This window comes from Phyllobacterium sp. NPDC097923 (assembly GCF_044760925.1).
Classification (GTDB): Bacteria; Pseudomonadota; Alphaproteobacteria; order Rhizobiales; family Rhizobiaceae; genus Phyllobacterium; species Phyllobacterium calauticae.
The window spans coordinates 1017754-1041360 of the sequence record NZ_JBIWBL010000001.1; the positions used below are offsets into that span (position 1 = coordinate 1017754).

Consider the following 23607-nt stretch of genomic DNA (forward strand, 5'->3'; position numbering starts at 1 on the left):
TGCCGATATAAAGCCCTTAATTCTACTGGAAGGCCATTTCGAAGAAGCTGCGCAACTTGCGCGAGTGCAGTTTTTCCGGCGGCATTTCCGCCAGTTTCTCCAACGCACGGATGCCGATCTGCAGATGCTGGGCGACCTGACGCTTGTAGAACTCCGTTGCCATGCCCGGCAGCTTCAATTCGCCATGCAGCGGCTTGTCGGAGACGCACAGCAGCGTTCCATAGGGCACGCGGAAGCGGAAGCCGTTGGCGGCAATGGTCGCCGACTCCATGTCGAGCGCAATGGCGCGCGATTGCGACAGGCGCTTCACCGGTCCGCGCTGGTCGCGCAGTTCCCAGTTGCGGTTGTCGATGGTGGCAACTGTGCCCGTGCGCATGATGCGCTTCAGGTCATAGCCCTCAAGTCCCGTGACTTCGGCGACCGCCTGTTCGAGCGCCACCTGCACTTCGGCCAGCGCCGGGATCGGCACCCAGACCGGCAGGTCGTCATCAAGCACGTGATCCTCGCGCACATAGGCATGGGCCAGCACATAGTCGCCGAGCGCCTGCGTGTTGCGCAGACCAGCGCAGTGGCCGAGCATCAGCCACGCATGCGGGCGCAGAACCGCGATGTGGTCCGTGATGGTCTTGGCGTTGGAGGGGCCGACGCCGATATTGACCATGGTGATGCCGGCATTGTCTTTCTTCGCCAGATGATAGGCGGGCATCTGCGGCAGCCGTCCAATCGGCACGCCCGAAGTCGGCGCGTCGTCACCGGCTTCGGTGATCAGGTTACCCGGTTCGATGAACCGCTCGTAGCCGCCGCCACCCTCGGCCATCAGCCGCCGCGCCAGCGCGCAGAACTCATCGATGTAGAACTGATAGTTGGTGAAGAGAACATAGTTCTGGAAATGCACGGGACGGGTCGCGGTATAGTGCGACAGGCGGTGCAGGGAATAATCCACGCGTTGCGCCGTGAATGGCGACAGCGGCATGATCCCGTCAATATCGTCGGTCTCATATTCGCCATTGACGATCCGGTCATCCGTGGCGTTGAGATCGGGAACATCGAAGAGATCGCGCAGCGGGCGCTGGAACGCATCGGCAACCGAGGATTCCACATAGGTGCCTTCAAGGAAGGCAAAGTGGATGGGGATCGGTGTCGTCGATTCCTGCACCGTAACCGGGCCGCCATGATTGCGGATCAGCAGCCTGATCTGTTCTTCCAGGTAGCTTTCGAAAAGATCGGGCCGGGTGATGTTGGCCGAATACTGGCCGGGCGCCGACACATGGCCGAAGGCGAGGCGGGAGTCGATCTGCGCATAGCTTGATGTGGACAGACGCACTTCCGGATAGAAGGCTCGGAAATGCGTGTTGTTTTCCACTTTGCCCTTGGCGACCTTGTCGAAGCCATCGCGCAGAAACTGCGTGTTCCGCTCGTACAAGGCGATCAGCGCCTGCACGGCGGCTTTCGCGTCGGTGAATTCTTCGGGTTCAACATGGGGCGGCATGCTGATGGCGACGGGTTTCTTTGTTCCGATTCGATTGTTCATGCTCTTAATATAGTGAAATCGGATGTCAGTTGGGAGATGGCAAAAAGCCCGAAATTTCAATTCGGTTCAGGCCGCCTGCCAAAGCCGGCCGGAAATCGGTCGCCGGCTATTGCGATCGGGCATCGGGCACTTATGTTTGACCGGATAGAGTAAGCTCCCAGGAGATCGATATGACGACGCAGACCAAGCCGATTGAACTTTACTACTGGCCGACACCCAACGGCTGGAAAATTTCCATCATGCTGGAAGAGCTTGGGGTTCCCTACGATCTCAAGCTGGTCAATATCGGCAAGGGCGAACAATTCGAACCGTCATTCCTCAGGATCGCGCCCAACAACCGCATGCCCGCGATCATCGATCCGGAAGGGCCCGGCGGCGAACCGATCTCCGTGTTCGAATCCGGTGCCATCCTGCAATATCTCGGCCGCAAGTTCGGCAAGTTCTATCCGCAGGACGAGCGCAAGCGCGTCGCCGTGGAGGAGTGGCTGTTCTGGCAGGTGGGTGGCCTCGGGCCCATGGCCGGGCAGGCGCATCATTTCCGGCAATACGCACCGGAAAAGATTGAGTACGGCATCAACCGCTACACCAACGAGGTCAACCGTCTTTACGGTGTGATGAACCGGCGTCTGGAAGGCCGGGACTATCTTGCCGAAGCCTATTCCATCGCCGATATGGCGTCGTTCGGCTGGATTGTCTCCCACGCCAATCAGGGGCAGGATCTCAATGATTTTCCCAATCTCAAGCGCTGGTTTGAAGCCATAAGCGCCCGCCCTGCCGTTCAGCGAGGCAGGGATCTGGGCAAGGAAGCGCGCCGCAATCTTGCCGACGACAAGGAAGCGCAGAAAATCCTGTTCGGCCAACGGGCGCGCTGACAGGCGAGCCATCGCCGGGAGCAGGATCAGCCCTCTACAGGTGCCGCGTCTCCGGCGGCGCCTCTCCCCAGTTGTCGTGCAAGCCATCCTGATATTGCACAGGGGCCGCCAGCAGTTCTTCCAGTGAAAGGTCATCGAGAACAGACAGGTTGACGGCATAGAAGGGCCCGCCCATCACCTCCAGATTGCCCTGTCCGAACGGCTTGACGCCGCAGGTCCTGCAGAAGGAATGCGTGATGGTCTTGCTGCCGAACTGGTATTGCGTGAGATTGTCAGCGCCTGCGAGGATCTGCAGCGCATCACCGCCGGTAAAGGCTTTCCAGAACCGCAGCTTGGCACAGAACGAGCAATTACATTTGCTCGTACCGGCATCGAGATCGATCGTGCATTCGAAACGCACGGCCTGGCAATGACAGCTGCCATGATAGGTTTTTTTCATCGGATATCTCCGCGGGGAATGATCGAAATCAGTGACAGCAGCTATCGTCGGCGGATTTGGCGGTGCCGGCATATTCGTCATGGCGCTTGACCCAGTTCTTGCCGAGACCGCCAAGGTCGGGCGTGCCGTCCCAGCCCTCCTGCCGGCCGAGCGGCGTCAGGTCGAGATAGTTGTAGGTGCCAAGCTGCAGGTCGCCGCCGCGTCCATAGCTTGAATAGGTGTGGTAGACCGTATCGCCGTCGCGCAGGAAGACACTGGTTCCCGGCTGTTCGCCCCGCATGAACCAGGGCATGCCCTTGCGCTCATATTCCTCGGCCGTGGTGTAATTGTAGACGGGCGGCATGACGGCCTCGTCCAATGTCACGTGAAAATCATAGTTGAAATCGCCGTCATGCGACGACACCCACGGGAAGGTCCAGCCCATGCGTCTTCTGTAAGCTTCGATTTCGGCGAGCGGCGCGCGCGAGACGGCGACCAGCGTGGTGTCGCGGGCGTGCAGATGCGCCAGATTGCCGATACTGTCGGCAAGGAAGGAGCAGCCGGGGCAGCCTTCGCCTTCGCCCGGTCCCAGCATGAAATGATAGACGATCAACTGGCGGCGCCCCTCGAACAAATCGGACAGGCCGAGCTTGCCCTTCGGCTCCTCGAACACATAATCCTTGTCGATCCGGACCATCGGAAGCGCACGGCGCTCACGGTTCAGGGCATCGCGCTGTTTGGTGAAGGCCTTTTCCTTCAGCAGAAAGGCTTTTCTGGCCTCGTCCCACTCGGCGCGGGAAACAACCTTGCGGTCGTCAGGGTGTGCATGGGTGTTCATCGTTTCCTCCTTGATATTGGCTCAAGCGATAATCAGTCCATAAGCGAGGGCATGCGCTCCTCAGTGAAGGCGGCCCAGCGGCTCGACATAGGCCTCCAGCCGTTCCATGCATTCGGTCCAGCCATTCTCATGCGAATCCCGGTCGCCGGCGGAATCAAACGGTGCCTGATGAAAGACGAGCCGCGTGCGCTGTCCCTGCGCGCTCATGGTGACGGTTACCAATGTCTGCGGCCCGCGCAGGCCATCGCTATCCTCCCAGGCAAAGGTGAAGACGATCCGCTCCGGCTCGACGATCCGCGTGTAGCGGCCGACCATCCAGGCGTCCTCGCCATCGGGAGAGCGGATGGACGAGCGATAGGCACCGCCCTCCCTGAAATCGATCTGGCAGTTCGGGCAGGTGAAATTCTTCGGCCCCCACCAGCGCACGACATGCTCCGGCTGTGACCAGACCTTGAAAACGAGCGCCACCGGCGCATCGACGATCCGGACGATTGTCAGTTCGCGATCATTGTCCCTGCGGGCCAGCGCTGCGGTCATGGTTCCTCTTCCTTCCCATTCCGAACGGATATTACCTAACTCATAGGTTAAATAACCTTTTGGTTTAATACACTCTGATTTTGCCAACGTCAACATTGCCGGGGCATACTTTTTTGCGTCACACATTTTCCTTGGAAAGCGCCACATCCGGCATCAGTTTCCGCTCCGGCAAGGACCGCCTTGCGATTCACGATGCCGGAGACGCAGATGAGACATGTCAGGTCATATTACACGCCGCGCTGCACGTGTTGGGTCCATGCCGGTTGTTCCGGCCCTGTCGCTGTCGATCAGACCGGCGGGCGCAGCGAAGGAGCGGGATATCGAAGCCGCGTTCAAAGACCTGGAGAGGGCAAGCGGTGCACGCCTTGGGGTTTCGGCGCACGGTACGGGCAGCGGTAAGCGCATCGCAAGAAGGCGCAACCCGGACGGGCCGGCCATATCTGGCGCAAGCAAACAAAAACCCCGCGAGAGCTCTACGCCTTCGCGGGGTTTGGCATGCCGTCTGAAAATTACTGGCGTGTCAGGCTTTCGCTCTTGCAGATGAGCCCGCCCAGCACGCAACCGGACAGGGACAGGGTGTTGCCGCTGACGCTGGCCTTACCATTATAAGTCTTGCCCTCGTCAAGCTTGTTGACCTGTCCCTTGTAGGACCCGCCCTTGCCGGACATCTCGCCGATGGATTTGCCCTTGTATTCGCCGGTCAAGACCGTGCCGCAATACTTGTCGGCGCCGCAGGACGAGTACTGGATGAGCGTACCTGTCGGCCGCTTCCACGTGCCGACGATCGGTTCTTCGGCCAGTGCCGGACCTGCCATCAATACGACGCCGGCGCATGCCAATAAGAGTTTGCGATTCATATGTTCCTCCCGATAAGGGTTGTGCGGCAAATGGGGTCTCTCCGCGTCCATTTGCATGTCCCTTACGTAAACGTAATTCAAAAAAACCCTGAAAGGAAGCCTTATGCGTGCTCGCAGCCGGGGTTTTTTGCAGGCAGGCGTTGCGGAACGGAGAGGAGATTTCTGTGTGAATGGCTCCAAGCCCGGCAAAAAGAAGCTGTGCCTTGGTTAGCAAAGGCTTGAAATCGGATAATGGCATTTTAAGCGAATTTGATCCAAATGCCTGCAATTGCTGGGGCGATATATTTAATGAATTCCGAAGTTTACCAGTTGTTTTTGTTTTGTTTGGCTCCAGTTAATCATGCCCTTTAACAGCAATTTGAGGGCTGTGTGGCATTCTCGAAAACATCGAAAGAGCACGCCAAAACAAACAAATCAGGCGGTTCTCAGAAGTCTAACAGGGCTTATCGGTTTAAACAGGGACTCGGTAAAATGGCACGCTTTGATCTTCAGAATATCGATGCCGGACATGTCGGCGGCACCGCAGAAACGGACATCCTCTTTGAAATGGGCATCATGTATGCCACGGGCCGTGACTGTGCCGTTGATCATGTCGCCGCGCATAAATGGTTCAACATTGCGGCCATCAAAGGCAGCGACCGGGCTGCGGAACTGCGCGCCGAACTGGTGAAAACCATGTCCAAGGCCGATCTGGCAACGGCCATGCGCGAAGCCCGCGAATGGATGACCACACACTGAACTGCAGATGCCTGGTGCGTGGTTCGACAAGCTCACCATGAGGGAAGTGGGTTGGTGCAAGGTTAATCACAAACGTAGCAGAACCTAACTCCCTGCAATCCTCACTCTCCCTCATGGTGAGCTTGTCGAACCACGCATGAGCGCTCAAGCCACAGCGGCACGAGACGACAATGGCTCAGCCCATCGGCTGGAACGCATCGCGGATCACCTTGGCCATGCCGTCAATCGCAGGGCTCATCATCCGCGGATTGCGCCGCAGCACGACATTCGATGAATCAATGACCGGAAAGCCCTCCGCCTCGGTCAGTTCGCGGCAGCCCGACGGGATATTGCTGCGCGCGAGCGGGGCGATGGCAAGGCCAGAAACCGCGGCTATTTTCAAGCCTCCGCCCGTATCGCAGCTATAGGCCACGCGATAATCGATCCTGTTGCGTTCCAGCGATCCCATGGCGAATTTCCTGCACCAGTCCGAGCGCTCGTAGATCGCGATGGGAACGGGCGTGATTTCATGCACGCAATGCACCTCCGAGGTGACCCAGACGGTCGGGTCGATAAACAGAACCTCGCCGGTTGCCGGCGGCTCCCAGTTGAATATGACGGCAAGATCAAGCTCGTCCGCATCGAGTGCGGCCAGCTGCTGCGCCGAATATCCGCATTTGACCGTTACCTCCACCTGCGGATGCTGGCTGGCAAAGGCGGCGAGGGCGCGCGGCAGGATCGTGTAGCCATATTCTTCGGGAAGGCCGATCCGCACGGGGCCGCCAAGCGGCTTGGCCCGGATCGTCGCCATGGTTTCATCGAGCAGCGCGACGATGCGCTGCGCGTTGACGAGCAGTGCTTCGCCCTGGTCAGTCAGCGCAACGCCGCGCGAGCCGCGGGCAAAAACGCTTTCTCCCAGAACCTCCTCAAGCCGCTTGATCTGCACGCTCACGGCCGATTGCGTGCGCCCGATCCTTTCCGCCGCGCGGGTGACATTGCCGGCCGTTGCCACGGCCAGGAACGTGCGGAGCAGATCGCTGTCGAGCGGCGGGTTCATGGTATTCCTTGCAATTAAAATTTCGAATGACAGGCATAATTTCTATTCGTTTGATGTATGTCAATACCTGCGGCAAGCATGGCGATTATTCGCCATTCGAGATCATCTCCATGTCTGTTTTCTGCTTGTTTTCAAAACTTTGGAAGGATTTGCAGATCGCTGATCGCGAGGCTCGCCAACTCGCGGTGTTGTCGCGCAAGCCGGGTGAACATTTGCTGCGCGATGCCGGTATCACGCGCCAGGACGCAGCCGGGATCGCCTGCTGCTATCGCCTGAAGCGGCTGCGGGCACTTCTGCTGCACGGGAACCAGCCCCGCCATTGACATGGCCACCGGTTCGAAGCTGAACACTCTTCTTCGGCAATTCCACATTATTGACGCAATCAGGACGAGATTATTGTTGCGATTGCAACCTAGCCGTTAGACGGCATCATGCTAAGGGGCCATTGTTCTCGTGGGAGCGCCGCTGCGATCCGGCAGGTCTGAGTTACCGGCCTGATTTCAAGGGGGGGCTGCACATTCGGGAGAATCTGGAGCAAGATGCTTTGGATTATCACAGTAATGCAAATATTTTCTTCTAAACGACGTGTAGTATAAAGTTTTAAATCAGATATATCTTTATCGGTTTAGAATTGCATTGATAATAATGGTCATTTTCTATGTTGTTTTGTCTTTGTGTTATGAATTTTTGTGAGAGGCTATGATTAAACCTATCATTAGAATTATGATAGTTAATTCGATTTAATGTGGTTTTTTAGTGAGACTTTCGCAACTCTTAGGGGTTGCGAACACCGGGATATCAGCTAAGTAAACGGTTTATGGAATTTTTGATTCTTAAAGAAGACGGGGAAGTTATGCAGGACGAGCTTGGGGCATTATTATCAAGGTTGAGCCATGCTCAAAAAGAGTTGATAATTTTGACTGCAAAGACCAATGCTTTTCCTGACAATAACACCTTGAAACGGATAGCCACACTGGCGTTGAACATTTCCGCCGTGGAAGCCCTGATTGCCGATACGCAGAACCGCGACAAACGCGCGAAAATGACCAAGGCGAACGATTAAAAGGATTGAACGGCATGAACACCCGTTGCCGATAGAGGCGCTGTTCATGCCGTTCTGTCGATGAAACCGTTGTCAGCACATCAGACGCTGGCAGGACCGGTGCGGGTTGCTTCGAACAGGAACCAGTGGCGGCGCTCGGATTCATCGATGTAATTCTCGATGATGCTCGTGGTGGCACTGTCATGGTATTCGCTGCAAAGCTCATGCACCTGCCGCAGATAGCCGATAAAGCTCTTCGTGTCATCGCGCAGTTCGGCCAGCATATCCTCCGGCGTCACGAAATTGGCGTCGTTGTCGAGCAGGCGCTGCTGGGCGGAAATCTGCCCGATGGAGCGCAATGTTGTGCCGCCGATCTTGCGCACGCGCTCCGCCAGAACGTCGGTCATGTCAAAAATCTGGGCGCCCTGTTCGTCCAGCATCAGGTGATAATCGCGAAAATGCGGCCCGCTCATATGCCAATGGAAGTTTTTCGTTTTCATGTAGAGCGCGAAGGTATCGGCAAGCAGCGCATTGACGGCGGCTGCGATGTCGCGGGTCGCGTCCGCGCCGAGATCGGTGGGCGTTGCGGTGGGCGCGCGTTTGATCGTCTGCAATGATTTGGTAGCCATGGGTCGATCTCCTCTGCTGTGAATGGGAAATTCTTACGACTTGAGTAGGCAAGTGGTGCTCGTCACAGATATACGACTAGCACGACTGTTTGTCATTTCTGCTTCAAATCTTGGTCAACGCGGCGACTTCCGCCTCTTCGAAGCGCACAAGGGCCGTCTTCTCCTTGACTTGAGCCCCTTCGTTGACGATCTCGGCAATTTTTCCGTCATGCGGAGCGGTGATGGAATGTTCCATCTTCATCGCCTCCAGCACCAGGAGAACCTGCCCCTTCCTGACGAGATCGCCGGCAGAGACCCGGACGGATTTCACCAGACCCGGCATCGGCGCGGTCAGCCGGTCGCCCGCACCCCCGGCCTCGTCGGCCTGCTGCAGGGGATCCGGCACGGCAAAAATTGCCACCACGCCTCTGGCGATGACCGCAATGCCTTGCGGTATTGCCGCGGTCTTCGCCCGCAGGTTAATGCCTTTGCCGGTGATGTGCCAACCGCTGCCATCGCGCCGCACCCGCAGGTCAAGGGTGGCGTCGGCTGCGGCGACCTCGAAACGATCATCATCCAGAACCGTAATGCCATAGCGGAGCGTATGGCCGGGCTCGCCCAGCGTGACCGGGTATTGCGACGGCGCCAGATGGCTGTAGCCGCGCAGTGCCGTCCAGGGATCGTCGGAGGTGACCTTTGTCAGAAGGCCGCTGGCATAGAGCACGGCCAGCTCCTTTGCGCCCGCCGGCATGGCCACGGGAACGACCAGGCTGTGAAGATCCCGGTCGATCAGGCCGGTATCGACATCACCGGCGGCAAAACCCGGATGCCGCGCCAATGCGGCGAGGAATGCTGCATTGGTGACCGTTCCGGCAATCTCCGTGTGCAGAAGGGCGTCTTCCATGGCTTGCAGCGCGGTCGCGCGGTCTTTGGCGTGAACGACGATCTTGGCAATCATCGGATCGTAATAGGGGGAAATGGTGTCGCCCGGGCGCACGCCGGTCTCAATCCGCACCGTGCCTTCCCTGACGGCAGCGGGAAAGGCGAGGTGATGCAACGTGCCGATGGCTGGCAGAAAGCCCTTGGCCGGGTCTTCCGCATAAAGCCGCGCTTCCACGGCATGGCCATTCAGCGGGATTTGTGCCTGCGTCAGCGGCAGGGGTTCGCCCGCCGCCACGCGCAATTGCCATTCCACCAGGTCAAGCCCGGTGATCATTTCGGTCACGGGATGCTCGACCTGCAGCCGCGTGTTCATTTCCATGAACCAGAAGCCGTCCGGCCGCAGGCCCTGGCTGGCATCGACGATGAATTCGATCGTGCCCGCGCCGGAATAGTTGATGGCCTTGGCCGCCTTCACGGCGGCGTCGGTCATCGCCGCGCGCATCTCCGGCGTGATGTCGGGAGCGGGGGCTTCCTCGATCACCTTCTGGTGGCGGCGCTGCAGCGAACAGTCGCGCTCATAGAGATGCACGGCGTTGCCGTGATTGTCGCCGAACACCTGCACCTCGATATGGCGCGGCTTGGAGACGTATTTTTCCACCAGCACCCGGTCATCGCCGAAGGCGCTCTTGGCTTCGCGCCGCGCGCTGCCCAGCGCTTCGGCGAAATCATCGGGGCTGTCGACCTTGCGCATGCCCTTGCCGCCACCGCCGGCGCGCGCCTTGATCAGCACGGGATAGCCGATCTCGCGCGCCTTGGAGGCGAGCACGACCAGTTCCTGTGCTTCACCGTGATAGCCGGGAACGACAGGCACGCCCGCCTTTTCCATCAGCCGCTTGGCGGCGTCCTTCAGGCCCATGGCGCGGATGGAATCCGCCGAGGGGCCGATGAACACCAGTCCGGCCTTGACCACGGCATCGACAAAGCCGGGGTTTTCCGACAGGAACCCGTAGCCGGGATGAATGGCTTCGGCGCCCGTATCGATGGCCGCCTGAATGATGCGGTCGGCGCGCAGATAGCTTTCCGATACGGAGGAGCCGCCGATATGTACGGCCTCGTCGGCCATTGCCACATGCAGCGCATCGGCATCGGCGTCGGAATAGACGGCAACGGTGCCGATACCCATCTTCTGCGCGGTGCGGATGACCCGGCAGGCAATTTCACCGCGATTGGCAATGAGGATTCTGGAGAACATTGTTGTCATGGTTTTTCTCCTTACATCCTGAAGATACCGAATGTGGTATCCTCCACGGGTGCATTCAGGGCTGCGGAAAGTGAAAGGGCGAGAACCTCGCGGGTTTTGGCCGGGTCGATGATGCCGTCGTCCCACAGGCGCGCCGAAGAATAGAGCGGGTGGCCCTCGCGCTCGTATTTTTCCAGGATCGGCGCGCGGAAGGCTGCCTCGTCGGCAGCGGGCCAGTCACCGCCCTTGCGTTCGATCCCCTCGCGCTTGACCAGCGCCAGCACCGTTGCCGCCTGTTCGCCGCCCATGACGGAAATGCGGGCATTGGGCCACATCCACAGGAAGCGCGGCGAGAAGGCGCGGCCGCACATACCGTAATTGCCTGCCCCGAAGGATCCGCCGATGATCATCGTCACCTTGGGCACGCGCGCCGTGGCAACCGCCGTCACCAGCTTGGCGCCATCCTTGGCGATGCCGCCCGCTTCATAGGAACGGCCGACCATGAAGCCGGTGATGTTCTGCAGGAAGACGAGCGGAATGCCGCGCTGGGTGCACAGCTCGATGAAGTGCGTGCCCTTCAGCGCGCTTTCGGAAAACAGCACGCCATTGTTGGCGATGATGCCGACCGGCATGCCGTAGAGATGGGCAAAGCCGGTGACGAGGCTGGTGCCGTAATTCTGCTTGAACTCGTCGAATTCGGAACCGTCGACCACGCGGGCGATGACTTCGCGCACGTCGTAGGGCTGGCGCAGGTCCGTGGGCACGATGCCGTAGAGTTCATGCGGATCGTAAAGAGGCGGACTCACTTTGCGAAGGTCGAGCCCTATCACCTTCTTTCGATTCAGGTTTCCGACGATGCGCCGGGCGATGGCAAGGGCATGGGCATCGTCCATGGCATAGTGATCGGCAACGCCGGACTCGCGCGTGTGCACTTCGGCGCCGCCAAGGTCCTCCGCTGTCACATCCTCGCCGGTCGCAGCCTTCACCAGCGGCGGGCCGGCAAGAAAGATGGTCGCCTGGCCTTTGACCATGATGGTTTCTTCCGACATGGCCGGCACATAGGCACCGCCCGCCGTGCACGATCCCATGACCACGGCAATCTGCGGAATCCCCGCCGCTGACATGTTCGCCTGGTTGTAGAAGATGCGGCCAAAATGTTCGCGGTCCGGGAAAACCTCGTCCTGGTTCGGCAGGTTCGCGCCGCCGGAATCGACGAGATAGATGCAGGGGAGATTGTTCTGCAGCGCGATTTCCTGCGCGCGCAGATGCTTCTTCACGGTCAGCGGATAATAGGTGCCGCCCTTGACGGTGGCGTCGTTGACGACAATCATCACCTCCTTGCCGGACACGCGCCCGATACCGGCGATCAGCCCCGCCGATGCGATAGTGTCGCCATACATGTCCCAGGCGGCAAACTGGCCGATTTCCAGAAAGGGCGAACCGGGATCAAGCAACTGTACCAGCCGGTCGCGCGGCAGCAGCTTGTTGCGCGCGGTGTGGCGCTTGCGTGCTTCGTCGGTCCCGCCCTTGCTCACCAGCGCAGCCTTGGCCTTGATGTCATCGACAAGGGCGCGCATGCGCTCCGTATTGGCGGCAAAGGTTTCGGATGTGGTGGTGATCTGGGACTGAAGTATGCTCATGTATTCTCCTATCGGATCACTTCGATGTGGCAGCCGACGTCAAGGTCGGCCCAGGCGCGGTCGGTGGTAATGGCAGTGGCGCCTTCCCTTATGGCAAGAGCAAGGCAGGCGCGGTCGCCGAGAGAAAGACCTTTGTGGCGGGTTGCCGGACGCAGCAAGGCGGCGGTCAGTGCGAGATCCTTGTCGAAATCAACATACCGGACACTGTATCCGGTCATCAGTGCATCGGGAACGGCAAGGGAAAGGCCCTTGTCGGCGCAGGCGGCCATGATCTCGGCCAGGTTGACGGTCGTGCAGAGCGCGCCGGAAAGGCAGGCCTGCGCACGGTCTGCCCCAGGCTCCTGCAGAAGAACCGCCAGCACCGCCGAGGCATCAAGGACCACCGTGGTCATTTCTTCGGTGCCTTGGCGATTTCCGCTGCTTCGCGCGCCAGCCGGTCAAACCGCGCATCGGAAGCGCGTTGTTCAGCCAGTCTGTCCGCAATGAATTCATCCACCAGACTAACACCCGGCCTTTTGAGCTTTTCGGCGCTCTCCCAGATCTTTTTCAGCGTCGCGCTCTGGGAGGCAACCTGAAGATAGCCGTCGACCATGCGCAGGGCGACGGTGTCGCCCGGCTTCACGTTCATGAGCTTGCGCATCTCGGCCGGAATAACCAAGCGGCCGCCGTCACCTATCGTAGCAGTCACAGCCCAGGAAAACGGCGCCGACGAGGTGTCTGCATCGTGCTCAAACGCTTGCGGTTCCTCACGGAAACCTTCATTCTTCTTGCGTGCCATTGTTAAAGACCTCTTTGAGAACAATGGAAGAAATCTGCCATCATTCATAAAACATGGCAATTCTACCAAAGAATGACATAAAATAGAATTCATGCCATTCAGGCGCTCTCCCCGAACATTTCGCGCCCGATCAGCATGCGGCGGATTTCGCTGGTGCCTGCGCCGATCTCGTACAGCTTGGCGTCGCGCAGCAGGCGTCCCGTCGGGTAATCATTGATGTAACCATTGCCGCCCAGCGCCTGGATGGCCTCCAGAGCGCACCAGGTGGCCTTTTCCGCCGCATAGAGAATGCAGCCGGCGGCATCCTTGCGCGTGGTCTCGCCGCGGTCGCAGGCGGCGGCCACCGCGTAGACATAGGCACGCGAGGCGTTCATCGTCGTGTACATATCGGCAAGCTTGCCCTGCATCAGCTGGAATTCGCCGATCGGCTGGCCGAACTGCTTGCGCTCATGCACATAGGGCACCACCACGTCGAGGCAGGCAGCCATGATGCCGAGCGGGCCGCCGGCGAGCACGACCCGTTCATAGTCGAGGCCGGACATGAGGATGCGCACGCCCTTGCCCTCTTCGCCGAGCACGTTCTCGAACGGGATCTCGCAATCCTCGAACACCAGTTCGCAGGTGTTGGAGCCGCGCATGCCGAGCTTGTCCAGCTTTTGCGCCGTGCTGAAGCCTTTGACGCCTTTCTCGACCAGAAACGCCGTCACGCCGCGCGACCCGGCGGCGGGGTCGGTCTTGGCGTAGACCACCAGCATATCGGCATCGGGACCATTGGTGATCCACATCTTGTTGCCGTTCAGCACATAGCGGTCATTCTTCTTGTCGGCGCGCAGCTTCATCGACACGACGTCGGAGCCGGCACCGGGCTCGGACATGGCGAGTGAGCCCACATGCTCGCCCGAACACAGCTTCGGCAGATATTTCGCCTTCTGCGCGTCCGTGCCCCAGCGGTTGATCTGGTTGACGCAAAGGTTGGAGTGCGCGCCGTAGGACAGGCCGACGGACGCCGATGCCCGGGAAATCTCCTCCACGGCAATGGCATGGGCGAGATAGCCGAGGCCCGAGCCGCCGAAATCCGGGTTTGCCGTCATGCCGAGCAGACCGAGCGCGCCCATTTCCTGCCAGAGATGCATGGGGAACTGGTTGGACCGGTCCGTTTCGGCGGCAAGCGGTGCGATGCGTTCCTGCGCGAACCGGTGCACCGTCTCGCGCAGCGCTTCGAGATCATCTGAAAGTCCAAATCGCAGACCTGACTGATACATGCTACTCTCCCATGTCCTTTGTCGTGACATTCTTGGCGCCCACAAGGCGCAATCCCATAGTGACGTATTTTTCCGCAATCTGCGTGACAGTAAGCCTGTCGTCCGGGCGAAACCAGACATTCACGCCGGTGGTCATCGCAATGATGGCCCGGGTCGTCAGCGGAATGTCATCGATATCGAATTGACCGGATGCGCTGCCCGCCTCGAGGATCAGCCGCAGCTCGTTCTCGTAGACCGCCCGCAATTCCACCAGAATGGCCAGCTTGTCGCCCTGGAGGCTGCGCAGTTCCATATTGGCAATGTGCACATCGTCCCGGCGCTCCACGTGATAGCGGATGTGAAAGCGAATGAAGGCGGCAAGCCGTTCGAACGGCGTGGTCAGGGTCTGGCTCTCGGTCCGCCAGGCCGCCAGCAGCCGGTCCATGTGGTCGCGCATCACCGCGAACAGCAGCTCCTGCTTCGTCGGATGATAGCGGTAGAGGGCCGCCGCCTGCACGCCGACCTTTTCCGCCAGCTGGCGCATCGACATGGCCTCATAGCCTACCTTGGCGATCAGCCGCCGTGCCGCGACATGAATCGCTGCCTGGGTCTTCTCGCCGTCTGAGCCAATTGTTCGAGCCATGCGCGTTAATAAAACGAACGTTCAATTCATTCAAGAGGCAAATTCAACTCTCGATACTGGTTTGCACAACTGCGGGACGAAGGCTCTCAGACGAAGTGATAAGAGGCGTCCGATGGTGCCACGGCGCAAAATCGGGTAGATTCAGTTCATTGCCAGTCTTCAATATGCCTTTGATTGAATAGCGTTTTTCATAAGACTGAGAGTTGAACAGCATGGTTGGTCGAGAATTCAAACATCTGTTGCCTGCGCTGGGCGCTGCAATTGTTCTGCTGGCAGGGGGTGTGCCGGCGCAGGCCGTTTCAATGAAGGAGTGCAGTGCCAAGTACAAAGCTGCGCAAGCGGCAGGCAGCACAACGGGCTGGAACGAATTCCGCAAGCAGGAATGCGCGAAAGCGGCGTCTGCGGCGGCGGAAACTGGGTCACCAGAGACAAAACCGGAGATTGCGCCAAAGGCCGCCCCGACGGCCGGGGTGCCGAAATCACTCGTGTTTCCGAGCGCCGTTTCCAGCAAATTTGCAGCGGAAAAACCGGCCAAGGCGCGCATGCACACCTGTCTGGAGCACTATCACATCAACAAGGACAACAATACGCTGGGCGGCATGCGCTGGATCGAGAAAGGCGGTGGTTACTACAAGCTGTGCAACAACAAGCTGAAGGGAATAAGCTGATCTCACCGGTCGTCAGACGACAGGGCGTCATATCTCTCTGCATCGTGGCAGCTATTTCCTGAAATCGAATGTGCGGAAGGCTGTGGCGGCAACAAGCAGCCAGCCAAGGATGAGCAGTGTACCGCCTGCAGGTGCGGCGCCGGCGAACAGGCGGTCGCCGGTGATATCGCGGGAAGCGAGATCGCCGATGAACAGGAGGAGGCCGAGCAACAGCGCGAGGCCGCCGCCATAGGCCGCGCGGCTGATTTTCGCCAGCACCGCAAGCGCGAGGAAAGCCGGGGCGTGGATGAACAGGATGGGCGCAATCGTTGCCATATGCGGACTGGCGCTGTGCGCCGCGGCGGCATAGGCGGCGATGCCAGCGGCGCCGATCAGGCCGCCGAGGCCGGCGAATGTCCGGTTGAGGTCGCGCCGGTGCGGGCTGCCGCTGTTGGTATCACCAAGGTGGGTGTCGCCATTCAATGCCATGTTCGGTTCCAGTCCATGTCGGTGCGGCTCTGATCTGCTCTCGCAGTCTGCTATCCAGATTTACTTGAGTGCAGCCAGTGTCTCGGCGAGCTTTTCCTCAAACAGGTCCAGTTCCTCGTCCAGTCCGACACTGACACGAATACAGCGGTCAAGCACGGGGGCCATGGGCTTGCGGACGAAAATGTCGCGCTCGATGAGTCCGCTCAGCACGCTGGCGGCGTAGGTCCCATCGCGCCCGCAGTCGATGGTGACGAAATTGGTGGCCGATGGGATGGCGGCAAGGCCGTTTCTGGCGGCGATGGCTGCGATACGGTCGCGCCCGGCAATGATCCGCGCCACCACCGTATTGAGATAGGGTTGGTCGGCAAGGGCGGCCAGCGCGGCGATCTGCACCATGCGGTTCATGCCGAAATGGTTGCGGATCTTGTCGAAGGCGGTGATCTGGCTTTCCGCGCCAATGGCATAGCCGCAGCGCATGCCGGCCAGGCCATAGGCCTTGGAAAAAGTGCGCATACGCAGCACGTTGGGCCGCGAGACGTCGATGGCAGGCAGGGCGGAGGCCGGGGCGGTCTCGCCATAGGCTTCGTCGAGGATCAGCAGGGTGGTTTCGGGCAGGGCGGCGACGAAGGCTTCGATCGCCGCTGCCTCGTGCCATGTCCCCATGGGGTTGTCGGGATTGGAGAAATAGACCAGTGGCGCCTTTTCGCGAATGACGGCGTCCAGCAGGGCATCAAGGTCTTCCCGGTCATCCCGATAGGGAACAGTGACAAGCCGCCCGCCGAACCCGGCCACGTGAAAGTTGAAGGTGGGATAGGCGCCGAGCGAGGTGACAACCGGCGTTCCCTCGCGCACATATTGGCGAACCGTCAGCCCCAGCAGGGTATCAACGCCTTCGCCGACCACGACATTGCGCGGCGTGACGGCGAGATGCGCGGCGAGCGCCGCCTTCAGGTCGAAATTCTCCGGGTCGCAATATTTCCACACCTCTGGCGCGGCGGCGCGCATGGCTGCGATCACCGATGGTGCCGGTCCAAACCCGTTTTCGTTGGCGCCAAGCCGGGCGCGAAATGGCCGGTTGCGTTGGCGTTCCAGTGTTTCCGGTCCGACGAAGGGCACGGTGGAGGGGAGCGATTCAATCAGGGGGGTAAGCTGCGGTTCCATGGCCACAGCGATAGCATTTTTTCCGGCGGTGAAAAGCAAAACCTGTCTCTTATTTCGGTGTAACAGGATTGAGTTTGCGGCGTTGCCGGTTGACCGCCGGCTTTATGCCAACCCACAGGGCCGGAAGCAGCGCCGCCGCCAGCACCCACCACATCGGGCGGATCGAATAGGCGAAGGAGAGGTTGGCCAGCAGCACCCGCATCGGCGGAATTCGGGTGGCGAGCGCGAACCAGGCATATTCGGCAAGGGCGGTTCCCAGCGCCGCCAGCACGGCAATGGCAAGCGGCGTCCACGGCGAAGACAGGGAAAACCCTCGTGCGTGGGCAAGCCGGTAGAGCAGCAGCGCGATGAGAAAACCCGCCATCAGCGTCGCCTGCGTGACATCGGCCTTCGACTGCATGAAAAAGTGCAGGACGCCGAGCGCGGCCAGCGGATAGGCCAGCATGTGCAGCCGGTTCCAGTTCCTGCCCATGCGGCGGATCATGCCATCGGTGGAGGTCACGCCGAGCGCAACCAGGCCAAGCAATGCGGTGAAGCCGATCAGCAGATAGATGCGTAGCCAGATTTCGCTGGCCACCCGCAGCAGGTTGCCGTTCTGGTCAACGATGTAGAGCGAGAAGTGCAGGGCGGCATAGGCGAGGGCGGTGAGGCCGAGAATGCGCCGGATCAGGATAAGCCTGTTCCAGCGGGTGATATGGCGCAGCGGCGTTACAGCAAGCGAGATCAGGAAGAAGCGGATCGCCCAGTCACCGGTCTGGTGAATGGCTTCCGTGATCGGACGCGGCCCGAGAATATTGACCTTATAGCCCGTGGCGATGAACACCAGAGGGACAAAGGCAGCAATGAGGGCTGCGATTTTGATGGCCGATGGCTTTCCTGCCCGGTCATTCCATGGAAACTTGATCACGCCACTGCTTTTCCCTCATCATATGGCTCCTTACATCCACAGGAATCCGGCAGTGACAAGACAACAAGCCGTGAAAATGCCGGGATGTGTGGTGCGCGCAATCCGGCCGCTCAGTCAGCCGGGCCGGCAAACAGAATGAGATTGCCGTCCGGATCGAGCACGATGAAGTTTCGCGCGCCCCAAGGCTCCTTCTTCAGCGTCTGGTGAAAGGACACGCCCGCCGCCTGGAAATCGAGGAAAAGCTGCTTGATCTCCGCCGCGCTGTCGACGGCGATTGAAGCGGAAAGCAGATGCTCCCGGCTGCGGATATCGCCGGCAAAGACAGGCTCGCAGACCAGCCGCAAGGCAAGCTTGGCCCGGTCGCGGATGAGTTGTCCGTAGAACGGCGGCTCTCCATAGAGGAAATCAACGGTAAAGCCGAGTTTGCCGGTGTAGAAGTCGCATGATCGCTGGATATCGGCGACGAAAAGCTGGGCAGCAATGGAACTGAGGACGGCGCGCGGCGCGGGTTGATGGATGGGGGTGCTCATGGTGTAGGCTCCTGATAGGAGCGCCTGCCACCCTTCGAAACCGCGCTGGCGTGCCACAAGTTCCTGCGCATCGCTGAGCCTGAACGGCGCATCCAGCACGTCCTTGTCATCGAGATGCCGGAACCGCGGCAGGGCGGCCCGGATTTCGGCGGCAACGGGATGGTACCGTTCACGATGCCAGCGCAGATACTGCTTGGCTTGCTTTCTGAGGTTTTCGAGGTTCGGCATTGGCGCATCTGTTGTCATTTGACGCAGGCGGGCATTGCCCTTTCGACCGCACGTCGATGCGCCCTACGCAGCCCGGCAATAATCGTGCGAACCAGCGGTCTTTGTCAAGACGGGCCCGCAACAGCAAAAAATCCGCCGACGGGTCACCGGCAGATGTACGGAAGGCAATGGCAGGGATAGGTCAGGGGCGCTGGGTCGCCAGCCAGCGGTCGGCGCTGGCCCGGCCGAAAACCCGGGCGCGGCGATTATATTCCGCGGTCAGCTGCCGCCGGCTTTCTTCGCGCGCATAGGTCCGTTTGGCCGGCCGGTTCTTCCGGATGCGTGCGGACATGGCATCCTGTTCAGGGCGAACGCGTGTGGCTTGCGCATTGGCACCGGGAGCATTGACACTGGGGGCAGCGGCATTGGGCATACCTTGCGCCTGGCTTTCAGCAGCAAAAAGTCCCGCAGCCACCGCTACGGCAAAAAACAGGCTTCGCATCAATATTATCCTTCTTGATTCGTCTGTGTTTTGACGGGTGCCAAAAGAGTTCACGACCTTTTCGTGAAGTTTCAAAACCCGTCAAGGGACATCGCTGTCCCCTGTTTATAACTTACCAGCGGTAATGGCGGCCCCCATAGATAATCAGGGGCGGCGAATTGAATCGCATGTCATCGAATTGAGCCCGGCTTGTGGCACGGCGGTCCAGTTCAAGGTCGAGCAGGCAGCGGGCAAAGGCGTCGGTGCCCCGCTTGAAACCATAGGACGAACAGGTCCGGCCATCGATGGCGCGCCGTTCTTCCGGGGTGATGGTCTGGCATCCGGCAACGAACAGAATGAGTAGCAACACCGAACAGGTTGCACGTTTCATTGGGCTCTCCATGCCGCCGTTCTCCTGCACGAGACGGCGGCCAAATCAGTTCAACAGGCCGAGATTATCACAGAGCATCCGCTCGTGTTATCCCAATTGATTGATTGGATGGAGGAATTGCCGGAGAGGCAAAAATGTCCTGGAAAATAAAGTCCGGTCAGACGATGAGGACGCCGGCAAGCATCACGATAATGATCATTCCTGCCAGCAGGGGCAGGATCGACATGCTGGCTTCCGCCTGTTTGGGTTTCAATACCAATTTGGCAAAGTCAGCAGCACGGTTGCCGCGATTTCTGTGACCACAAGGAACAAGACCAGAGGGAAGAATCCGTCGCTGATCTTTCTGTTGTCATTGGCTGGTGCAACGCTTGTCAAAGTCTGCTCCTGATTTAAACGACCTCCGCGGAACGCGAAACCCGGTCATGCTCGTCAGTGCCGATAGTCGGCTTGGTCACGCAACTGTAACAGTTTGAAACTTTTTGTCACCCCAAAAAGCACGTTCAGGCCCCAAACGTCTTTGTGAACGGCCCGTCCGGCGGGCCTTTTGCCTGTCAATGCCGAAGAAAACAATGTGGTTTCAGTGACTTGATTCGCGCGGTGCACAGGCGGAAAAACCTGCGCACCGCGCGTGTTTTTTACTCGGCCGGAGCCGGGGCGGGATGAACCATGGCCGAATTGTGGCTTGATTCGCCGTCGAAGTGGCTTCCCTGACTCGCATGCTTGAGCGGCCGGTTGCCGGTCATGGCGCGAACGAGCACGTAGAAGACCGGTGTCATGAACAGGCCGAACAGCGTCACGCCGATCATGCCGGAGAACACGGCCACGCCCATGGCGCTGCGCATTTCCGAACCGGCGCCCGTCGACGTGACGAGCGGAACCACGCCCATGATGAAGGCAAGCGAGGTCATCAGGATCGGGCGCAGCCGCAGGCGGCTGGCTTCGATCACCGCCTTGAACGGCGTTGATCCCGCAAACTCCAGTTCCCGCGCGAACTCCACGATCAGGATGGCATTCTTGGCGGAGAGGCCGACCAGCACGATCAGCCCGATCTGCGTGAAGACGTTGTTGTCACCGGCGGTCAGCCAGACGCCGAAGAGGGCGGCGAGCAAACCGAGCGGGACGATCATGATGATCGACAGCGGCAGGGACAGGCTTTCGTACTGGGCCGACAGCACCAGGAACACCAGCAGGATCGACAGCGGGAAGATCAGGTAGGCGGAATTGCCGGCAATGATCTCCTGATAGGTAAGCTCCGTCCATTCATAGCCGATGCCGGCCGGGAAGGTCTCGGCGGCGATGCGTTCGACGGCAGCACGCGCCTGTCCGGAAGAGAAGCCCGGCGCCGCGTTGCCGTTCACATCGGCTGCGAGGAAGCCGTTGTAACGCATGGCGCGGTCGGGTCCGGCACTCGACTGCACCTTGAGCAGGGCCGACAGCGGGATCATTTCACCCGAACCCGAGCGGACCTTCAGGTCGCCAATGTCTTCCGCCTTCGCCCGGAAGCCGGAATCGGCCTGCATGCGGACCGAATAAGTGCGCCCGAACTTGTTGAAGTCGTTGACATAGACGGAGCCGAGATAGATCTGCAGCGTGTTGAAGATTTCCGGCAGCGAGACATTGAGCTGGCGTGCCTTGGCACGGTCCACATCGGCGTAAAGCTGGGGAACGTTGATCTGATAGCTGGAGAACAGGCCGATGAGTTCCGGAGCGGCGGCAGCCTTGGCAAGGAACGCCTTGGTGGCGTCGTCCAGTGCCTGATAGCCCAGGCCGTTGCGGTCCTCGATCTGGAACTTGAAGCCGCCGATGGCGCCCAAACCCTGAACAGGGGGAGGCGGGAACACGGCGCTGAACGATTCCTTGATGCCGAACAACTGCATGTTCAGCGCCTTGGCAATCGCTCCGGCACTTAAGTCAGGCGTCTTGCGCTCCTCGAATGGCTTGAGCGAGACGAAGACGATACCGGCATTGGAGCTGTTGGTGAAACCGTTGATCGACAGGCCGGGGAACGCAATGGTGCTCTGCACGCCCGGGATCTTCAGGGCGATGTCACCGATGCGGCGAACGACGGCCTCCGTGCGGTCAAGCGTTGCACCATCCGGCAGCTGGGTGAAGCCGACGAGATACTGCTTGTCCTGCGGCGGCACGAACCCGCCGGGAACACTCTTGAACATGAAGGCCGTCGCCCCGATCAGCAGGATATAGATGCCCATCATCACGGTCTTGCGCGAGATGACGGCGGTGACGCCGCGGCTGTAGCCGTTGGCGCCGCGTGTGAACACGGCATTGAACCCGCGGAACAGCCAGCCAAGGGTCTTGTCCATGAAGCGCGTCAGCGCATCCTTCGGCTCGTCATGGCCCTTGAGGAGAAGGGCGGCGAGGGCCGGCGACAGGGTCAGCGAGTTGAAGGCGGAGATGACGGTCGAGATGGCGATCGTCAGCGCGAACTGGCGGTAGAACTGCCCGGTCAGGCCGCTGATGAAGGCAAGCGGCACGAAAACTGCAACCAGCACCAGCGCAATGGCGATGATCGGACCCGACACTTCGCGCATCGCCTGAACGGTTGCCGCGCGTGGCGCCAGACCGTTTTCGATGTTGCGTTCGACGTTTTCCACCACCACGATTGCGTCATCCACCACGATGCCGATGGCGAGCACGAGGCCGAACAGGCTCAGCGCATTCACCGAGAAGCCGAAGAGGTGCATGACGGCGAACGTACCGATGATCGAGATTGGAACCGCAATCAGCGGGATGATCGAGGCGCGCCATGTCTGCAGGAACAGAATGACCACGAGAACGACGAGCACAACGGCTTCCAGCAGCGTGTGAACAACGGCTTCGATGGAGGCGCGGACGAACTGCGTCGTATCATAAACGATCTCGTAGCTGACGCCTTCCGGCATGGTCAGCTTCATCTCGTCCATGACGGCACGCACCTGATCGGCGATCTGGATGGCGTTGGAGCCCGGTGCCTGGAAGACGGGAATGGCGACGGCCGGCTTGTTGTCGAGCAGGGAGCGCAGCGAATACTGGGCAGCGCCAAGCTCTATACGGGCGATATCGCGCAGGTGCGTGATCGCGCCATTGGCGGCGGTCTTGACGATGATCTGGCCGAATTCTTCCTCGGTCTGCAACCGGCCCTGCGCGTTCACCGACAATTGCAGGTCAACGCCGTTGGGACTGGGCGAGGCGCCGATGACGCCCGCTGCGGCCTGGACGTTCTGCGCGCGGATTTCATTGAGAACATCCGTTGCCGACAGGCCAAGCTCCGCCGTCTTCTGCGGATCGAGCCATACGCGCATGGAATAATCGCCCGAGCCGAACAGCTGCACGTCGCCGACACCATTGATGCGGGCGAGCCGGTCCTTGATGTTGATCAGCGCGTAGTTGCGCAAATAGGTGATGTCATAGCGGTTGTTGGGCGAAATGAGGTTGACCACCAGCATCAGGTCCGGGGAGCTCTTCACCGTGGTGATGCCGAGGCTGCGCACCTCCTGCGGCAGGCGGGGTTCGGCCTGCGATACACGGTTCTGCACCAGCTGCTGCGCCTTGTCGGGGTCGGTGCCGATGGCGAAAGTCACGGTCAGGGTCATCTGGCCGTCGGTGGTTGCCTGGCTGCCCATGTAGAGCATGCCTTCAACGCCGTTGATCTGTTCCTCGATCGGCGTTGCCACGGTTTCGGCAATGACCTTCGGGTTGGCACCCGGATACTGCGCGCGCACCACGATGGATGGCGGCACGACATCCGGATATTCCGAAACGGGCATGGCCGTCAGGGCAATCAGGCCGCCGAGGAAAATCACGAAAGACAGAACGCCCGCGAAGACCGGGCGGTCGATGAAGAAATTGGAGATATTCATGTCACTATCCGCCTGCCCGTTGCGGGGCTTTGATGC

General features: G+C 59.9%; 25 protein-coding genes. 5 read left to right on the forward strand and 20 right to left on the reverse strand.

The genetic code is table 11. The features are described 5' to 3' along the window. Positions 1-22: 22 nt before the first annotated feature. Positions 23-1531, reverse strand: a complete 1509-nt coding sequence (locus tag ACIQWS_RS05080; protein WP_346305340.1) for an AMP nucleosidase — start codon at positions 1529-1531, stop codon at positions 23-25. Positions 1532-1701: 170 nt separating this feature from the next. Between ACIQWS_RS05080 and ACIQWS_RS05085 the strand changes: the two genes are divergently transcribed. After that, positions 1702-2403 (forward strand): glutathione S-transferase N-terminal domain-containing protein, encoded by a 702-nt coding sequence (locus tag ACIQWS_RS05085; RefSeq protein WP_403171073.1) that lies wholly within the window; start codon positions 1702-1704, stop codon positions 2401-2403. Positions 2404-2437: 34 nt separating this feature from the next. Here ACIQWS_RS05085 and ACIQWS_RS05090 read toward each other — a convergent pair whose 3' ends face one another. From ACIQWS_RS05090 to ACIQWS_RS05105, 4 genes are all read right to left on the reverse strand, one after another. Continuing rightward, the gene (locus tag ACIQWS_RS05090) at positions 2438-2842 is read right to left on the reverse strand and encodes a GFA family protein (protein WP_403171078.1); all 405 of its coding nucleotides are present in this window, start codon (positions 2840-2842) and stop codon (positions 2438-2440) included. A gap of 28 nt (positions 2843-2870) precedes the next feature. Next, positions 2871-3659: a DUF899 domain-containing protein gene (locus tag ACIQWS_RS05095; RefSeq protein ID WP_403171082.1), complete on the reverse strand. Its 789-nt coding sequence runs from the start codon at positions 3657-3659 to the stop codon at positions 2871-2873. 60 nt (positions 3660-3719) lie between these two features. Then, positions 3720-4196: an SRPBCC domain-containing protein gene (locus tag ACIQWS_RS05100; protein ID WP_346305336.1), complete on the reverse strand. Its 477-nt coding sequence runs from the start codon at positions 4194-4196 to the stop codon at positions 3720-3722. Positions 4197-4705: 509 nt separating this feature from the next. Beyond that, positions 4706-5053 carry a DUF2147 domain-containing protein gene (locus ACIQWS_RS05105; RefSeq protein WP_223611351.1) on the reverse strand — a complete coding sequence of 116 codons (348 nt, stop codon included), beginning with the start codon at positions 5051-5053 and terminating at the stop codon, positions 4706-4708. Positions 5054-5524: 471 nt separating this feature from the next. On the opposite strand from ACIQWS_RS05105, the gene ACIQWS_RS05110 reads away from it, so the two are divergent. Continuing rightward, positions 5525-5791, forward strand: a complete 267-nt coding sequence (locus ACIQWS_RS05110) for a sel1 repeat family protein (protein WP_223611350.1) — start codon at positions 5525-5527, stop codon at positions 5789-5791. A 175-nt stretch (positions 5792-5966) separates the two neighbouring features. On the opposite strand, the gene ACIQWS_RS05115 is transcribed toward ACIQWS_RS05110, so the two are convergent. Continuing rightward, positions 5967-6827, reverse strand: coding sequence for a LysR family transcriptional regulator (locus ACIQWS_RS05115; protein ID WP_403171091.1), 861 nt, complete (start codon positions 6825-6827; stop codon positions 5967-5969). Between the two features lie 8 nt (positions 6828-6835). Here ACIQWS_RS05115 and ACIQWS_RS05120 point away from each other — a divergent pair, with 8 nt between their 5' ends. Together ACIQWS_RS05120 and ACIQWS_RS05125 are read left to right on the forward strand one after the other, a co-directional pair. Next, the gene (locus ACIQWS_RS05120) at positions 6836-7150 is read left to right on the forward strand and encodes a hypothetical protein (protein ID WP_403171096.1); all 315 of its coding nucleotides are present in this window, start codon (positions 6836-6838) and stop codon (positions 7148-7150) included. Between the two features lie 494 nt (positions 7151-7644). Beyond that, positions 7645-7890: a hypothetical protein gene (locus ACIQWS_RS05125; protein ID WP_223611347.1), complete on the forward strand. Its 246-nt coding sequence runs from the start codon at positions 7645-7647 to the stop codon at positions 7888-7890. Between the two features lie 80 nt (positions 7891-7970). On the opposite strand, the gene ACIQWS_RS05130 is transcribed toward ACIQWS_RS05125, so the two are convergent. The 7 genes from ACIQWS_RS05130 to ACIQWS_RS05160 form a co-directional block, all read right to left on the reverse strand. Next, a complete protein-coding gene (locus tag ACIQWS_RS05130; RefSeq protein WP_346304939.1) occupies positions 7971-8498 on the reverse strand; it encodes a DNA starvation/stationary phase protection protein in 528 nt (175 codons plus the stop codon). 103 nt (positions 8499-8601) lie between these two features. Next, on the reverse strand, positions 8602-10611 hold the full coding sequence (locus tag ACIQWS_RS05135) for an acetyl/propionyl/methylcrotonyl-CoA carboxylase subunit alpha (protein ID WP_403177507.1): 2010 nt from the start codon (positions 10609-10611) through the stop codon (positions 8602-8604). A 20-nt stretch (positions 10612-10631) separates the two neighbouring features. Next, on the reverse strand, positions 10632-12239 hold the full coding sequence (locus tag ACIQWS_RS05140) for a carboxyl transferase domain-containing protein (protein WP_403171100.1): 1608 nt from the start codon (positions 12237-12239) through the stop codon (positions 10632-10634). An 8-nt stretch (positions 12240-12247) separates the two neighbouring features. Then, positions 12248-12631 carry a type II toxin-antitoxin system VapC family toxin gene (locus ACIQWS_RS05145; protein WP_346304937.1) on the reverse strand — a complete coding sequence of 128 codons (384 nt, stop codon included), beginning with the start codon at positions 12629-12631 and terminating at the stop codon, positions 12248-12250. Then, positions 12628-13017, reverse strand: coding sequence for an AbrB/MazE/SpoVT family DNA-binding domain-containing protein (locus ACIQWS_RS05150; protein ID WP_403171105.1), 390 nt, complete (start codon positions 13015-13017; stop codon positions 12628-12630). Before ACIQWS_RS05150 ends, ACIQWS_RS05145 begins: the two co-directional genes overlap by 4 nt. A gap of 98 nt (positions 13018-13115) precedes the next feature. Then, the gene (locus ACIQWS_RS05155) at positions 13116-14279 is read right to left on the reverse strand and encodes an isovaleryl-CoA dehydrogenase (RefSeq protein WP_403171109.1); all 1164 of its coding nucleotides are present in this window, start codon (positions 14277-14279) and stop codon (positions 13116-13118) included. A gap of 1 nt (position 14280) precedes the next feature. Further along, positions 14281-14901 carry a TetR/AcrR family transcriptional regulator gene (locus tag ACIQWS_RS05160; RefSeq protein ID WP_403171113.1) on the reverse strand — a complete coding sequence of 207 codons (621 nt, stop codon included), beginning with the start codon at positions 14899-14901 and terminating at the stop codon, positions 14281-14283. 212 nt (positions 14902-15113) lie between these two features. Between ACIQWS_RS05160 and ACIQWS_RS05165 the strand changes: the two genes are divergently transcribed. Beyond that, positions 15114-15569 carry a hypothetical protein gene (locus ACIQWS_RS05165; protein ID WP_403171116.1) on the forward strand — a complete coding sequence of 152 codons (456 nt, stop codon included), beginning with the start codon at positions 15114-15116 and terminating at the stop codon, positions 15567-15569. A gap of 51 nt (positions 15570-15620) precedes the next feature. Here ACIQWS_RS05165 and ACIQWS_RS05170 read toward each other — a convergent pair whose 3' ends face one another. The 7 genes from ACIQWS_RS05170 to ACIQWS_RS05200 form a co-directional block, all read right to left on the reverse strand. Continuing rightward, positions 15621-16037: a DUF423 domain-containing protein gene (locus ACIQWS_RS05170; protein WP_403171119.1), complete on the reverse strand. Its 417-nt coding sequence runs from the start codon at positions 16035-16037 to the stop codon at positions 15621-15623. Between the two features lie 60 nt (positions 16038-16097). Further along, entirely contained in the window at positions 16098-17198 is a 1101-nt protein-coding gene (locus ACIQWS_RS05175) for a pyridoxal phosphate-dependent aminotransferase (RefSeq protein ID WP_403171123.1), read from the reverse strand. 49 nt (positions 17199-17247) lie between these two features. Beyond that, entirely contained in the window at positions 17248-18105 is an 858-nt protein-coding gene (locus tag ACIQWS_RS05180) for a sulfite oxidase heme-binding subunit YedZ (protein WP_403171126.1), read from the reverse strand. Positions 18106-18215: 110 nt separating this feature from the next. Next, on the reverse strand, positions 18216-18863 hold the full coding sequence (locus ACIQWS_RS05185; RefSeq protein WP_403171130.1) for a VOC family protein: 648 nt from the start codon (positions 18861-18863) through the stop codon (positions 18216-18218). A 181-nt stretch (positions 18864-19044) separates the two neighbouring features. Next, the gene (locus ACIQWS_RS05190) at positions 19045-19344 is read right to left on the reverse strand and encodes a hypothetical protein (RefSeq protein WP_346304928.1); all 300 of its coding nucleotides are present in this window, start codon (positions 19342-19344) and stop codon (positions 19045-19047) included. Between the two features lie 112 nt (positions 19345-19456). Next, positions 19457-19714 carry a hypothetical protein gene (locus tag ACIQWS_RS05195; protein ID WP_223611335.1) on the reverse strand — a complete coding sequence of 86 codons (258 nt, stop codon included), beginning with the start codon at positions 19712-19714 and terminating at the stop codon, positions 19457-19459. A 635-nt stretch (positions 19715-20349) separates the two neighbouring features. After that, positions 20350-23571, reverse strand: a complete 3222-nt coding sequence (locus ACIQWS_RS05200; protein ID WP_403171136.1) for an efflux RND transporter permease subunit — start codon at positions 23569-23571, stop codon at positions 20350-20352. Positions 23572-23607 lie beyond the last annotated feature (36 nt).

What these genes read in the sequence shown, in the direction of transcription:
- ACIQWS_RS05080 (WP_346305340.1), bottom strand. Translation starts at nt 1,531, where the DNA reads ATGAACAATCGAATCGGAACAAAGAAACCCGTCGCCATCAGCATGCCG.
- ACIQWS_RS05085 (WP_403171073.1), top strand. Translation starts at nt 1,702, where the DNA reads ATGACGACGCAGACCAAGCCGATTGAACTTTACTACTGGCCGACACCC.
- ACIQWS_RS05090 (WP_403171078.1), bottom strand. Translation starts at nt 2,842, where the DNA reads ATGAAAAAAACCTATCATGGCAGCTGTCATTGCCAGGCCGTGCGTTTC.
- ACIQWS_RS05095 (WP_403171082.1), bottom strand. Translation starts at nt 3,659, where the DNA reads ATGAACACCCATGCACACCCTGACGACCGCAAGGTTGTTTCCCGCGCC.
- ACIQWS_RS05100 (WP_346305336.1), bottom strand. Translation starts at nt 4,196, where the DNA reads ATGACCGCAGCGCTGGCCCGCAGGGACAATGATCGCGAACTGACAATC.
- ACIQWS_RS05105 (WP_223611351.1), bottom strand. Translation starts at nt 5,053, where the DNA reads ATGAATCGCAAACTCTTATTGGCATGCGCCGGCGTCGTATTGATGGCA.
- ACIQWS_RS05110 (WP_223611350.1), top strand. Translation starts at nt 5,525, where the DNA reads ATGGCACGCTTTGATCTTCAGAATATCGATGCCGGACATGTCGGCGGC.
- ACIQWS_RS05115 (WP_403171091.1), bottom strand. Translation starts at nt 6,827, where the DNA reads ATGAACCCGCCGCTCGACAGCGATCTGCTCCGCACGTTCCTGGCCGTG.
- ACIQWS_RS05125 (WP_223611347.1), top strand. Translation starts at nt 7,645, where the DNA reads ATGGAATTTTTGATTCTTAAAGAAGACGGGGAAGTTATGCAGGACGAG.
- ACIQWS_RS05130 (WP_346304939.1), bottom strand. Translation starts at nt 8,498, where the DNA reads ATGGCTACCAAATCATTGCAGACGATCAAACGCGCGCCCACCGCAACG.
- ACIQWS_RS05135 (WP_403177507.1), bottom strand. Translation starts at nt 10,611, where the DNA reads ATGTTCTCCAGAATCCTCATTGCCAATCGCGGTGAAATTGCCTGCCGG.
- ACIQWS_RS05140 (WP_403171100.1), bottom strand. Translation starts at nt 12,239, where the DNA reads ATGAGCATACTTCAGTCCCAGATCACCACCACATCCGAAACCTTTGCC.
- ACIQWS_RS05145 (WP_346304937.1), bottom strand. Translation starts at nt 12,631, where the DNA reads ATGACCACGGTGGTCCTTGATGCCTCGGCGGTGCTGGCGGTTCTTCTG.
- ACIQWS_RS05150 (WP_403171105.1), bottom strand. Translation starts at nt 13,017, where the DNA reads ATGGCACGCAAGAAGAATGAAGGTTTCCGTGAGGAACCGCAAGCGTTT.
- ACIQWS_RS05155 (WP_403171109.1), bottom strand. Translation starts at nt 14,279, where the DNA reads ATGTATCAGTCAGGTCTGCGATTTGGACTTTCAGATGATCTCGAAGCG.
- ACIQWS_RS05160 (WP_403171113.1), bottom strand. Translation starts at nt 14,901, where the DNA reads ATGGCTCGAACAATTGGCTCAGACGGCGAGAAGACCCAGGCAGCGATT.
- ACIQWS_RS05165 (WP_403171116.1), top strand. Translation starts at nt 15,114, where the DNA reads ATGGTTGGTCGAGAATTCAAACATCTGTTGCCTGCGCTGGGCGCTGCA.
- ACIQWS_RS05170 (WP_403171119.1), bottom strand. Translation starts at nt 16,037, where the DNA reads ATGGCATTGAATGGCGACACCCACCTTGGTGATACCAACAGCGGCAGC.
- ACIQWS_RS05175 (WP_403171123.1), bottom strand. Translation starts at nt 17,198, where the DNA reads ATGGAACCGCAGCTTACCCCCCTGATTGAATCGCTCCCCTCCACCGTG.
- ACIQWS_RS05185 (WP_403171130.1), bottom strand. Translation starts at nt 18,863, where the DNA reads ATGCCGAACCTCGAAAACCTCAGAAAGCAAGCCAAGCAGTATCTGCGC.
- ACIQWS_RS05190 (WP_346304928.1), bottom strand. Translation starts at nt 19,344, where the DNA reads ATGCGAAGCCTGTTTTTTGCCGTAGCGGTGGCTGCGGGACTTTTTGCT.
- ACIQWS_RS05195 (WP_223611335.1), bottom strand. Translation starts at nt 19,714, where the DNA reads ATGAAACGTGCAACCTGTTCGGTGTTGCTACTCATTCTGTTCGTTGCC.
- ACIQWS_RS05200 (WP_403171136.1), bottom strand. Translation starts at nt 23,571, where the DNA reads ATGAATATCTCCAATTTCTTCATCGACCGCCCGGTCTTCGCGGGCGTT.